Raw genomic sequence first — 14,368 nt, forward strand, 5'->3', positions numbered from 1 at the left:
TCATAAAGAGAGTTTGGGATTTGTTTGGGCTTGAAATTTGCTAAAGTCCCGATAAATTCCAAATCATCACCTAGCTCGACGAGGTTTTGTGCGAGGGATAACATGATATTGATTACCTCCTGTAACAATTTTTCAGGACTTACGCAGAACCGCTATATTTAGTGGGGCGAATGCCATTCGCCCCTACAAATGCTGTATAATATCAAATCCGCTTGCTTTGGAGAATAAGGTTCTATCATTAGTATTGGCAAAAACTCCTAGTTTGTTGGATTTGGAGACCAAACCCCTACGGTCTTGAATTCTACCCATACTACGGGATTTGATATCACCTTCAACTTCAGTTGTCGGTACTGATAACTGATAACTGATAACTGACTAAAACCCTTCACAAATACCCCGATCGCCTTCTTTAACATCAGAACTACTCTGCAAATAATCGTGAACAACATCACAACCCCGCCCCAACAAATTCTCTAAATCAAAATTCCACAACATCCCCACCCTATCCCTACCAACAGCACCAAGCATTTTACCATCTGGACTAAAACTAACATCCATCACCCCTTCCCGAATAGCTGCTAAACTCACCAACTCTTTCCCATCAAGATTCCAAATTTTCACCGTACCGTCATCGCTACCAGTCGCAATTATTTTGCCGTCAAGAGTAAAGCTCAGACTATTCACCGCTCCCTGATGACCTCTGATAATTCCCACTACTTCACCTTTAGGAGTTAATAACTTCACCGTATTATCAGAACAAGTGGCAGCGATAATCTTCCCATCTGCACTAAAACTAATCTTTCTCACCACACTACACAACCCCTCAATCTTTTGTAATTCCTTACCCTCCAGATTCCATATTTTCAAAACTACCTGACTCTCACCACCAAAACCAGCAGCAGCGATAGCCTGACCATCAGGACGAAATGTCACTGTTCTGAGGTCATCAATACCCCCTGGAATAGTCAGCAGTTGTTGACCGCGAAGATTCCATAATTTAATCGTCTTATCCAAGCTAGCAGTAGCCAACATCTTACCATCAGGACTATAACTAATACTATAAATCTGATCCTGATGTCCGGTGAGAGTCGCATTTCCTAAACCAGCTAAATTCCAAACAATACCTGTTCCATCAGCACTTGCAGAAGCTACAGTTTCACCATCAGGACTAAAACTCAAACTAGAAATACCGCGCTGATGTCCTTTGAGAGTTGCTAACTCCTCCCCTTCCCGACTCCAAATTTTCACAGTATTATCATAACTACCAGTAGCTATCTTCTCACTATCTTTGCTCAAACTGATAGCTGTGATATAACTGGTATGTCCTCTAAGAGTAGGCAGCTTTTGTTCTTGCAGACTCCAAAGTTTAATTGTATTGTCAGCACTAGCAGAAGCAATAGTCTTGCCATCATTACTAAAACTGAGACTACTAACCCAGGTGCCATGACCTTTGAGAGTTGCTATTTCTCGACCGTAATTAGTCCATAGTTTAATCTCTCCATCAGAACTTCCTGAAGCAATAGTCTTACCATCCACACTAAAATTAACGCTGACAACCGGACTTTTATGCCCCTTCAAAGTACCTATTTCTTTGCCATCCATACCCCATACTTTAACAGTATTATCCCAACTAGCAGTAGCAATATTTTTACCATCCGGACTCACACTAACGCTCAACACTCTCTCTTTGTGACCTTTGAGAATAGCTAATTGTTTTCCTTGAGCATTCCATAACTTCACGGTTTTGTCTTCACCCGCAGATGCTAATACTTTACCATAACTAACGCTATAAATTTTATCTTGATTAGCTTTAATAGAAACAAGTTGCTTTCCCTGAATATTCCACAATTTAATCGTGCCATCAACACCACCAGAAACAATAGTCTTGTCATCCGGACTAAAATTGACACTATTAACTGCTCCCCGGTGTCCTTTAATTGTCCTCAAGAGTTTACCATCCCGACTCCAGAGTTTAATGCTACCATCTTGACTACCAGAAGCTAATACTTTACCATTATTGCTGAAACTCACACTGTAAACTGCTCCCTGATGTCCGCTCAAAGTAGCAATTTCTTCACCGTAGTTAGTCCATAGTTTGATTGTACTATCATCACTAGCAGAAGCAATAATTTCTCCATCTTTGCTCAAACTGATGCTATTAATAGGTTGTGTATGTTCTGCTATAGTTCGGCGCTTGCTCACGCCATAAACAGTTTTTTGCAGCGCTATCAAAACTCCCATTCTTACATCTGCTGCCACTTTTGAAGCATCGTGTAATTTTTTGCCAGCTTTAATAGCAGTAAGTAAAGCATCAAAACGTTGATTAGCAGTAAACTGATTTTCTGCTGACAAACTCAAGGCATTAAGTTCGGCATTTAATTTATCTTTTTCTGCCAGTCGCCAACTAATTAAGGAAAACCCACTTAAACAACCTAATACTATAATTAATCCTACTATACTTCTGATGCGAAAATTGTTTTGAAAACGTTTGCGGTTAATACTTTTTTCGAGAAATTCTTTGGCTAATACAGACACAAAAGCACTCTCAGTATCACTCTCTAATAAATTTTCAGCTAAAGTTAACTTACGCCCATTTAGCAAGTATTTATCTGATTTATCTTTTTTCAGCCATCGTTGAGCATCCGCTTCCATGCCTGGTTTTTGTTTAATTGCTTCCCTGTTTGACTCTACCCAAAAATTTAACTGATACCAATTATTAATAATTGTCTTATGAGCTAATTCTACTACTGTTACTGTTTGATTACTATTTTGATAATTTGTGAATTTAGTAATTAATATTAATCTGGCTTTGACTAATTTTTTCAGCACCTTACTGACAACTGCTAATGATTGTTGAGGTGTAATTAAATCTGTTTTCAATACTTGTTTGCAGCTTACTGTCTCTTCATTAATTTGCACAAGTTTGAGAAATATCTGCTTTGCTACCTGACGCTCTCTAGCATTAAAAGAGTGATAAATTGCATAAGCTTGTTTTTCTAGACAACCTTTGACTCCACCTAAATTAATATATTGAGTCAGACTAAACTGATCTGTTCGGCGCTGTCGCCATAGTTCTGTTAAAGTATATTGTAAGAGTGGTAAACTACCATAATTTTCCGTATCAATAATCATTTGTTCAACTAATTCTGGTTCTATTTCTATCCCTACTTGTTTTGCTGGTTCGGCGATCGCTTGTTCCAATTCTAGTCTAGTCATCGGCGTTACTGTGACTAAATGGGATTGAATTTGTCTAGCTAAACCAGAATATTCCTGTTCAAAGCATTTACCTAAAAATTCGGCTCCCATAGTAATAATTAATAGCAACCCAGTAGCGTTAGAGTTAGCTTGGTAACTTCTATCTATTGCTCCCATCAAACATTCAAAAAATTGCTGTCTTTCTATTTTGTCTGAACACAGGGTAAAAACTTCCTCAAACTGATCTACTACCATAACTATTCGAGATGCTTGAGTATTTTGCAGCACTTGTCTAAACCCACTAGCACCTTGATTAATTAATTCTTCAATTTCTATGGGGGAATGAATGACGCGCTCTATGTTAGTCTTTTCTCTTCCTTGCTCTAGGTTTTCATTGCCAGAATTTTTACTTGTTGGCGGTGGTGTTGCAGATGATTTTCTACGGGTTCGTTTGATTTTGTGTGTAGGTGGTGGAGGCGGTGGAGAAATTGATAATTTGGGCGATCGCTTTATTTGTTGTTCTTCCTGGCCAGAAGTTGATGATAATTCTGTAGTAGTAGTTGCTTCTGTTGCAAGAGTTAATAATGTCTGTAATTGATAATCTACAAATGCTGCTGCTAAATTTTTTAAAGGATGTTCTCCTGGTTTAATAATTAATATCGGCCAAGTATTACTACCTGATAATCTTTGCCCTAATTTCAGTTGATATAATAATCCGGCTTTGACAATACTTGATTTACCAATTCCACTGGCTCCAACTACTGCTAAGAAATTCCGAGAGCGAACTTTTTCTAAAAGTAGATTTACTAAAGTTTTTCTACCATAAAAATATTTGAAGTCTTTATCATTAAATTCAAATGGAGCTAATCCTTTATAAGGGCAAACTCCCGCTGTTAAATCGGTATTTTCTGTACTTTCTTTTTCCCCAGTCAAGATAATTTCATTTCCAGAATTATGAAATACTGGAGGCTGAATTGAAAGATTTAACTTTTGATTGAGATAGTCTATTAAACTATAATTTGTCACCCAACCATTAGGATTATTTTCTGGATCTAATGCTTCTAATAAATAATTTGTGAGAAAACTATGTTCTGAATTTGTTTGTATTGTAGTTGCTTCTGCCGGTTGAGAAACAAAAATAAAACATCTATCATTATCGGTTGATTCTAAATTACTCAGAGCCGTTTGTAAGAAATCAATTTCTTTTTCCTGATAGTAACAATCTAACCAGATTATTTGTTGTTTAACCGGAGATTTTTGTAATAATTGACTTAACCAATGTAGCGAAATTCCCCATTTTCCCTTTTCAGGGTTAGTATCGCTAGTGCCTAAAAATCCTTCTTGTACCCCCCCTTCTTCATCTAATAAACTATTTCCTACAAAAAATAATAAAGCAGTTTCAGGGATATTATTTGTGGGATTAAATAATTTAGAAATAGCTTCTTTTAAAAGATTTATAGAACTATTTTTAGTCTTGGGATAAGGATCTACTTGCCCATAACCCTCCATTTTAACTTCTGGAAAGCGCTGCATATTAAAATTGCCAGAAGTCTCTAATAATTGAGCGATCGCTTCTGCATCTGCTGCTGGTTTAATTAGGTGTCGGGGGTGGCCAGAGCCATCTCTGAGTAAAGGATAGTGATTGATGCCTACTACTAATGCTTCTCGGTTCATGCACGGTAGCCCATTTTAGTTAATAATTGGCCAATTTATTATAATAGCAATTTTATCAAAAAAATTGGGTCTAAAACCCCGCCAATGTTTTTGGAGAGTTACTCTAATCCCCGTGACAAAAATAACTTCTGTAGGGGCGAATGGCCATTCGCCCCTACTTCCCCTCCTGGGAGGGGTGGGGGTGGGTTGACTTCTGACTTCGTTAAGTTAGACTGCACAAAATTATCAAATTCACGATCGGGACTCTAGTTCCTTATATCAAATCCGGATAATTACTATAGCCTACGTCATTGCTACTGGAACAGAGTGGAAGGTTTGCGCAGCATTCCGGAACGGATAGCAATCTCCCAAATCAATGAGATTGCTTCCTATCGTCGCAATGACAATTGTTAAACCGGATTCTATATTACAACCTATTTAGGATTGCTATATCTAGTAGATAATATTAGCGATCGCCTCCTATGTCTTCTTTACCGAAAAATCAAGGTATAAAGCCTCTCCCCATAGGAGAAACAAAAAAAAATTTCCTTTTATTCAATCCTATCCGTTTTAGGGAGAGGTAATTATCAATTATCCATTATCAATTATTGAACAACGTCTCTGAAGGTAACTCCCCAAACATGGCTTTGTAATCTTTAGTAAAATGACTTCGATGGTAGAACCCAAATTGATTGGCGAGGGAAGCTATAACACAACTTTCTGGAGCGCTTGCTTTCAGGTGTTGTCGTACTGCATTGAGTCGTCGCACTTTGAGATAGCGCATCGGACTCATGCCAAATAAATCCTGAAAACCATAGGATAAGGCAGAAGTGCTAGACTCTAAATCTTCAGCTAGCTGTTTTAAAGTTAGCGGTTTTTCTAAGTGCGCTAACATTTTTTTCCCTGCTTGAGCAATCAATTTTTCTCTTCGAGAAGGTTTGAGGAAACCCTTGGAATTCCGCTGAATGGGAATCTGACTAATTACCAAAGGAACGAAATCATCAGCAACGAGTTTCTCAATATGAGGTTTTTGTAACCAATTTGGTTTGTATCGTGCTAACCAAAATAGTTGTTTCAGATAATCTTTAATTTCTTTCATCCCAGTTGGGAGCAAATTCACATGATTTTTACTCAGAAAATTATCGTCTAGATCGTGGCGTTGTAGTTTCTGTGCATAAGTATGAAAAGTTTTCAAAGGGATACAAACCTCTGTCATCGCTCCACCTTGAGAGGATACGAAGTCAGTTTCCTTTCCATTAAAAGCAAAAAGAGTCCTTTGAGACTCGATCGGGTGACGCAAGGCATGAACTTCCCCTTTATTCTCAGACCAGATTATGGAAAAATTGCAGTATTCTTTCAATTTCTCACCAAAAGCTTGAGTCCCTTGATTCGCATGAATATATGTGAAATATATATCACCAACCTGAATTGAGAAAAAACTAGCTTGAAGAGAACCAGGAGTGAGTTGTATTATTTCGTACCGTCGATAGGCAACAAACTCTTTTAAACCATCTACATCTGTAAAGAATTTGGAGACAATCTTCAGATTGCTTGTCCTAGGATCGTCTTTAGTTTGGGTAATTTTACTCTTGTTTATATCCATCAACAAACTCCTTTTTACTGCAAGAAAACAATCGAATAAATCATAAGTAAAACTTATTTTTTTTTTTGAATTAATTTATAAATTTATATTATTTAAAAAGTTGGAATTTTTGGTTATTCAAACATCTAGATTACTACTAAACTAATCTTCAAGTCTTCGGATTACTCCGTTGTACTACGGAGTGGGTATGACCCATCCTAAATTCGATATCAATACAAGGGTGTTTAACTAACTAAAGGTTACTCAAGCGCCAGAAAATGCTCAAAGCTGATAGCTGGCTTTTGATTCCTTTAACTGTGAAATAAGTTTTTGAAGCTAAGTAGGTTAAGTGAAAAAAATTACAAGTACGTCATTGCGACAGTCGCGGAGCGGAAGGTTTGCGGAGCATTCCGGAACGGATAGCAATCTCAAGGGTTCCAACTACTTTAACATTTTGTTACATAGTGACGTTTATTTACGCCTACCTACTTAAAAATTAATTTAAGGAGATTATTTTTGTGATTCGTTCCATGAAAATGGGCATCGCTATAGTGATGTCCCTATTGCTTATGGTGTCAGGGATATTACCTTGGTTCCCCATAAGCCCGGCTTTTGCCGTTACAGAAAAACCCAACATCCTCGTCATCATGGGTGATGACATTGGTTGGACAAATATTAGTGCCTATGAAAAAGGCATTGTGGGTTACGACACCCCTAATATTGATCGTATTGCCAACGAAGGCGTGCTGTTTACCGACTACTACGCGGAACAAAGCTGTACTGCGGGTAGGGCGGCATTTATCACCGGACAAAGTGGTTTACGGACAGGTTTGCTCAAGGTCGGGTTTGCGGGGGCACCCTTTGGCCTCCAGGACGAAGACCCCACCCTGGCAGAAATGTTAGGGGATTTGGGCTATGTCACGGCTCAATATGGTAAAAACCACCTGGGCGATGGCAACAAATACTTACCCACCGTTCACGGGTTTGATGAGTTTTTTGGTAATCTCTACCACCTTAATGCAGAGGAAGAACCCGAAAACCCAGACTATCCCGGTGGCCCTGATGGCAAGTTTGCGACGTTATTGGGACCACGGGGTGTTCTTGACTGCCAAGCGTCGGAAGCTTATTCCACAGAGCCGATTCTCGACGCCAATGGAGTGCCGTTGCCTGATGGACCCCTCAAGAAAATAGAAAAAGCCCGCTTCGGCGAATTGGGCTATCAGTCTTGCAAAGATACTGGCCCACTGAACATTGAACGGATGAAGACGGTCGATCGCGAATTCCTCAATCGTGCCAAAGAGTTCATCACCAACGCTGCCACTAACAATGAACCCTTCTTCACCTGGTTTAACTCTACCCGGATGCACTTCTATACTCACATCAGCGATGAAGTGGAAGGCATCAGTGGTCAAGGGTTCTATGCTGATGGGATGTTGGAACACGACGGCCATGTGGGTGAGTTGTTGAACTTGCTCGATACCTTGGGTATTGCTGATAACACGATTGTCATTTATACCACCGATAACGGCCCCCACTATAACCAATGGCCCGATGGAGGTCTAAGTCCCTTCCGTGGCGAGAAAAACACCAACTGGGAAGCGGGCTATCGAGTTGCCGCTATGGTTCGCTGGCCGGGACATATTCCTGCTGGAACTGTCTCCCACGAGATTTTCTCTCACCTGGATTGGGTACCTACCCTGATGGCAGCGGCCGGCGAGGATAATTACAAGATTAAACTTTTGCGGGACTGTCCCCAGGATATAGCCACAAATCGTTGCCACACCTTCCTAGATGGGTACAACCAACTGCCCTACCTCCTAGATCCAGAGAATAAACAGGGACGGCGACCCGGCTTCATTTACTTTAATGATGAGGGTCAACTGCCAGGAGTTCGGATTGGCGATTGGAAGATTGTTTACAAGGAACAACGGTCCCATTATTACGATGTCTGGTGGGAACCTTTTGTGAACTTACGTCTGCCTAAGATATTCAATCTTCGCCGTGACCCTTATGAGCGAGCAGACACCGATTCCAACAACTATCGAGACTGGTATTCTCGTCATCAGTATTTTCTGTTGCCAGCCCAAGCACTGGTGCAACAGTATCTGAAAAGCTTTGAGGAGTATCCGCCTAGTCAGCCTCCTTTTAGTACGAGTCTCGATCCTCTCATTGAAGAAATCACGAATCAAATTAACCTTGGCAGCGGTGACTAATAACTTGGTTGTTCTGTGATTGCCGATCGTTTGGTGCGTTATGGCTTCGCCTAACGCACCCGACAGAACTTGCGAGATTTTCTTAGCCCTTTGACAAACCATTGGTTAATGAACTATTGCGTTTCTAATTCAGCCAAGGCTGTAGGGTTCCAATCGAGCGATCGGGACTCTACAGCCCATCCCAAGGCTACCCAGATTGTGTTTTGGGATGTGGCCTGAGATTGTGTTAACCCCTTTTATGAGGTTTTATCTATGTTTTTCAACGGTCTTTTGCACCGAATTTTGAGAGGCGTCGTGGTTTTTGCGATGACCACCTCTCTCCTATTGGGGACCATTGCTCCCCCTGTATTAGCCCAAACTGCTGATGGCACTTCCCTACCCTTTCCTCCTGTGCCTTCCGCTAGTACCGCCAATGAGACTCTACAAGAGTCCACGCCTATGATCCGACGGGAAGAACCGAACTATTTACCCGACGATGCCCCCAATATCTTAGTTATTCTCCTGGATGATGTGGGATTTGGGCAAGCTGAAGCCTTTGGTGGTGAGATTCATGCCCCCACCATTCAACGCTTGTGGGATGACGGAATTGCCTACAACACCTTCCATACCACTTCCATCTGTTCTCCCACTCGTGCTGCCCTTTTGACCGGGCGCAATCACCACCGAGTCCACTCCGGCACCATTGCAGAACGAGCAACAGATTGGGATGGTTATTTGGGCATCATTCCCAAGACTACGGCTACACTGCCGGAAGTATTGCGGGAATATGGTTACAATACCGCAGCCTTTGGTAAATGGCACAACACACCAGCGAATGAAACAACCACTATGGGACCATTCGATCGCTGGCCAACCGGACATGGCTTTGACTATTTCTACGGCTTTGTCGCTGGAGAAACCTCCCAGTATGAGCCACGGCTGTTTGAAAATACAACCGCGATCGAACCCCCCCACTACTTCGACAAAGAGGAAACACAGCCTTATCACTTGAGTGAAGATTTGGCAAATCAGGCTGTTAGCTGGCTGCGCCAACGCCAAGCGTATACTCCCGACAAGCCCTTCTTTCTCTACTGGGCTCCTGGTGCTGCCCACGGTCCCCATCACATCTTCAGCGAGTTAGCCGATGAATATAAGGGTAAGTTTGACGATGGCTGGGATGCCTTGCGTAAGCGCACATTTAAGCGCCAGAAAAATTTAGACTGGCTTCCCCAATTATCAAAGTTTGACGTCGATACCCCTCGACCTGAAGGTATGGACTCTTGGGATGAAATTCCAGAAGAGCAAAAAGAGTTCCAAATCCGCTTGATGGAGCTTTACGCCGCCTTTGTAGAAGATGTGGATACCCAAGCAGGCAAGATCGTTGACGAACTGGAAGCCGAAGGCATTCGAGACAACACCCTAATCTTTTACATTTGGGGAGACAACGGTGCCAGTGCCGAAGGTCAAAAGGGCAGTATCAGCGAACTGCTAGCCCAGAACCAGATTCCCAATACTGTAGAAGAGCAACTCGATGCCCTCAGTCGTGATTTTGGCACTCCAGAAGATCCGTCTGGTCTCTCTGCCCTGGGGAGTGCTAAAACCGACAATATGTATAATGCAGCTTGGGCTTGGGCTGGCGATGCACCGTTCCGCTTTACCAAGCTGATTGCCTCTCACTTCGGTGGGACTCGCAATCCCCTAGTGGTTTCTTGGCCCGCTAAGATTACCCCTGACTCCACCGCCCGTTCGCAGTTCCATCACGTCAACGACATTGCGCCGACCATTTACGACATTCTGGATATTACCCCACCGGAAGAGTTCTATGGTTTTATCCAGGAACCACTTGATGGCACTAGCATGGCCTATACCTTTAACGATCCTGATGCACCAGGTGAAAAGGAGATCCAGTATTTTGAGAATAACGGCAGTCGTGGTATCTATTTCGATGGCTGGTATGCCTGCACGTTTGGTCCTCTGACTCCTTGGACTACCGGCGACAGTGAAGATTTAGAAGCCTGGGATTCTCGTAAAGATGAGTGGGAATTATACGACTTGACGAAGGACTTCACACAAAAGAAAAATCTTGCAGCCAAACAGCCAGAGATTCTGGAGATGATGAAGCAACTGTTCTTGCAAGAAGCAGAAGAAAATAAGGTCTTTCCCATTGGCGGCGGTCTCTGGACTCGCATCCATCCTGAAGATCGGATCGGAACTCCTTACACGAGTTGGACGTTTGATACCACCACGACTCGGATGCCTGAGTTTACCGCACCAGGTCTGGGGCGTCAAAGCAACTTGGTGACGATCGATGTTGATCTAAACGATAACGATTCCGGTGTACTCTATGCTCTCGGTGGTGCGAGTGGCGGTTTGACCTTGTTTATGGAGGACGGAAAGCTCAAGTACGAGTACAACATGATGTTGTTGGATCGGTACAAAGCTGAATCCGAAGAAAAGATCCCAGCCGGTTATCACACCATTAAAGTGAAAACTACCTTCACTAGCCTGGAACCTCTTGCTCCAGCCAATGTGGTGATTAAGGTTGATGGAACTAAAGTTGCTAGTACAAAGGTTAAGCGCACGGTGCCTGCTGCTTTTACCGCTAGTGAGAGCTTTGATGTTGGGACAGATTTGGGTTCTCCTGTTTCGCTGGATTACGCCGATGAAGTTCCCTTCCCCTTCACTGGCACCTTGAATAAACTGACAGTTAAGTTGCTGGAACCCGAGGAACCCGAGGAACCTGAAACCAAAGTGGGGAATCAAGAATTTTGGGACTCAATCATTCAGCAGGTTGAGAAACGTTATTCAAGCAAATAGCGAGCTTTGGATTTCAAGCTGACAGAGACTTTAATGTTGCTGTCAATTTAGAAAACTATCTGAATAAGTAGCTTGAGTTTCAAGCGATTTTAAGCCTGTGGAGAAGAAGGGACGTTGCCAAACGTCCGTACACAGACTGTGGTCAGTGGTCTTCTGTGTTAGCGTAGCTTTGCGTTAGCAAGACAGGAAGTAGGGGCGAATAGCCATTCGCTCCTACAAAGCTCATGCAATCATTCATGGGTAAGTTTGGGTCAGTTTAGTAGAAAGGAAAGGAAAGAAAAGAAAAAGTACAGCTAGTGCGGATTAAGTGACCCAATTGGGTGAGCAATGCTCACCCTAATTACTCAGAAGAATAAACCTTACAAACTAGGACTAACAAAAATATGTCAACTATGAATCAAGCTTCTTCAAATACTATTAGAAAGCAGAATGAGTACATAGAACTTGCTCAATTCTATGATTTATTGATGGAAGCAGGTTATTACGATTATCAAGCCTTTGTTAACTCACTGGCACTTATCTTAGGAAGCAGAACAAAAATCCTAGATGTGGGTGTCGGAACTGGTTTACTTACTGAACAAATGCTGAAAGTCTACTCCTACGATATCACAGGAGTAGACTTTTCTGAAGAAATGCTTGTCAAAGCTCGGCGTAGGTTGTCAGATTACAATGTCAAGTTATTAAATTTAGACATTAGAGATTATCCAGAAAATGAGTCTTTCCAATCTATCATTTCTAGTGGTGGTGCTATCTGTATTTCACACCAAGATAATCAAGAGTATCGATTATATAGTTACTGCGATGATAAGTCAGATCATCTTAGCCTACTGCGTAAACTTTACAATCTCTTAGAAGACAATGGATTACTAATTATTTCAATTCAGGGAGAACACAAGAACTATTCAAAAGCAATATCAGAAGATATTACTTACTCTCAATCAATCAACCATTCAGGTGACTATATGACAAAGTGGTATACATTTTCCAATGAGGAAAAAATACTTTCACGTCAATCTGTAAAATTGGTAGTCTTCGATGAAATAGAAATGATTAATTCATTTACTGAAGTCGGGTTTAAGTCTCTAGGGGTTGATACATCCAATAAGTTCTACGTTTTCCAAAGGTAAAAGTTGTCTCTCGTCTCTCCAGCACGGAGAGATGGTTATCGACATTTAGTATCACCTCAAATCAATGAAGTTTCTCTGCTCAAAGCTATTCTCTACCTCAGCGAAATAATTCTGCGACTCAAATGATGAATAATTCTCAAAATTATATTCAAAAATTCCTAATTGTTCTCAGTGCTTTTATTCTTGCCATTACTCTTTTTAGTCCGAGTGCATTTGCCGTACCCTCTTCAACTTGTCCCTCAAATATGGTTCTCATTCCCGGAGGAGATTTCAAAATGGGGTCCGATAAACCAGAATTTATCGAAGAATTACCTGTTGAAGATGTTAGTATCAGTTCATTTTGCATTGATTCCCACGAAATTACCAACGCCGAATTTACCAAATTTGTTGAAGATACAGGTTACGTTACCATTGCCGAACGTCCTCTATCAAAAGAACAATTTCCTGACTTACCTGATGAACAGCGATCGCCTGGTTCCCTTGTTTTTGAACCTCCCGCAGAAGGGATTCAACAAGTCGCTTATCTGAGTTGGTGGCATTGGGTTGTGGGCGCAAACTGGCAACATCCCTACGGTCTGGATAGTAATATTAAAGGGAAAGAAAAACATCCCGTTGTTCATATTGCCTACGAAGACGCCTTAGCCTACGCCAAGTGGGCAGGAAAACAACTTCCCACTGAAGCTCAATGGGAATACGCCGCCAGAGGTGGTTTAAAAGATTCTACCTACACCTGGGGTCAAGAATATTCTGCCAAAAAAGCGAACACCTGGCAAGGAATTTTTCCCTTTCTCAATACCAAAGCGGATGGCTACTTGGGAACTGCTCCTGTTGGTTCGTTCAAGGCAAATGGTTACGGTTTGTATGACATGACGGGTAACGTTTGGGAATGGACAGCCGACTGGTATCAGGTAGAACGAAAGAATATGGCTCATAGCGTTAACCCAGAAGGTCCCAGCCAAGCCGAAAGTTTTGACCCCAAAAAACCTGCCGAGGGTGCGGTACACGTCATTAAAGGTGGTTCTCACCTCTGTGCTAAAAATTATTGCAGTCGATACCGTCCGGCTGCACGGGAGTCTCAGTCACCGGATACGGGAACCACTCACATTGGTTTTCGCCTGATCAAAAATTTGGGCTAAGTAAATAATTAAGAATTAATAATGAATAATTAATAATTAAACGATTTAGCTTGGATAGTCCAGTAGGGTGCGTTAGATAAAATCCGGATAATTAATATACCCAAGTCATTGCGAGTGGAACGGAGTGGAAGATTTGCGGAGCATTCCGGAACGGATAGCAATCTCGCCTCATCCATGAGATTGCTTCCTATCGTCGCAATGACTACTTTTCAACCGGATTTTATATTAGACAGCTACAATCCTTTTACAGACTTTTAACTATCTGTCGCAGGGCACTAACCTATATCAGTCCAGTACAACAATTCTAATAGGTGGGTTACGCTAACGCTAACCTACCCTATTGTCGTGTCAATAAAGTAGATGTAGGTTGGGTTGTTCGCGTTAGCGTTGCGCAGCATGGGACGTTTGCGGAACATTTCCAAGGTCAAAACCCAACAACAATCTTTCTAATAGGTGGGTTACGCTGACGCTTTTCATGTCGGCAACTACCGAAACCCACCCTACTGGCGCTGACGTGACACAGCTAAAATAGTGGAATAGATTTTTGGCAAAAGTACAAAACTAAAATTTTTCTAAAGAATCATTTTAGCGAAACAATTCACTATATATTAATCAATATGAATTGATTCGATTCATATCAGGATTGCTCTAGCATAGATTTTCGAT

Annotated in this window: 7 protein-coding genes; 5 read left to right on the forward strand and 2 right to left on the reverse strand. The window is 41.7% G+C overall.

What is annotated here, in order from left to right; all coding sequences use genetic code 11:
- Positions 1 to 375: 375 nt before the first annotated feature.
- Together ACP6PK_RS12275 and ACP6PK_RS12280 are read right to left on the reverse strand one after the other, a co-directional pair.
- Entirely contained in the window at positions 376 to 4,869 is a 4,494-nt protein-coding gene (locus tag ACP6PK_RS12275; RefSeq protein WP_426559843.1) for an nSTAND1 domain-containing NTPase, read from the reverse strand.
- A gap of 580 nt (positions 4,870 to 5,449) precedes the next feature.
- Complete coding sequence (locus ACP6PK_RS12280) at positions 5,450 to 6,451, reverse strand: helix-turn-helix domain-containing protein (protein ID WP_426559844.1); 1,002 nt, start codon at positions 6,449 to 6,451, stop codon at positions 5,450 to 5,452.
- A gap of 497 nt (positions 6,452 to 6,948) precedes the next feature.
- Between ACP6PK_RS12280 and ACP6PK_RS12285 the strand changes: the two genes are divergently transcribed.
- From ACP6PK_RS12285 to ACP6PK_RS12305, 5 genes are all read left to right on the forward strand, one after another.
- Positions 6,949 to 8,643, forward strand: coding sequence for an arylsulfatase (locus ACP6PK_RS12285; protein WP_426559845.1), 1,695 nt, complete (start codon positions 6,949 to 6,951; stop codon positions 8,641 to 8,643).
- 252 nt (positions 8,644 to 8,895) lie between these two features.
- Positions 8,896 to 11,439, forward strand: coding sequence for an arylsulfatase (locus tag ACP6PK_RS12290; protein WP_426559846.1), 2,544 nt, complete (start codon positions 8,896 to 8,898; stop codon positions 11,437 to 11,439).
- 383 nt (positions 11,440 to 11,822) lie between these two features.
- Positions 11,823 to 12,566, forward strand: coding sequence for a class I SAM-dependent methyltransferase (locus ACP6PK_RS12295; RefSeq protein ID WP_426559847.1), 744 nt, complete (start codon positions 11,823 to 11,825; stop codon positions 12,564 to 12,566).
- Positions 12,567 to 12,569: 3 nt separating this feature from the next.
- Complete coding sequence (locus ACP6PK_RS12300) at positions 12,570 to 12,692, forward strand: hypothetical protein (RefSeq protein ID WP_426559848.1); 123 nt, start codon at positions 12,570 to 12,572, stop codon at positions 12,690 to 12,692.
- A complete protein-coding gene (locus ACP6PK_RS12305) occupies positions 12,689 to 13,702 on the forward strand; it encodes a formylglycine-generating enzyme family protein (RefSeq protein ID WP_426559849.1) in 1,014 nt (337 codons plus the stop codon). Before ACP6PK_RS12300 ends, ACP6PK_RS12305 begins: the two co-directional genes overlap by 4 nt.
- The last annotated feature ends 666 nt before the right edge of the window (positions 13,703 to 14,368 follow it).

The sequence above is a fragment of the Dapis hubbardiae BLCC-M172 genome (assembly GCF_050016015.1).
Taxonomy (GTDB): Bacteria; Cyanobacteriota; Cyanobacteriia; order Cyanobacteriales; family Microcoleaceae; genus Trichodesmium.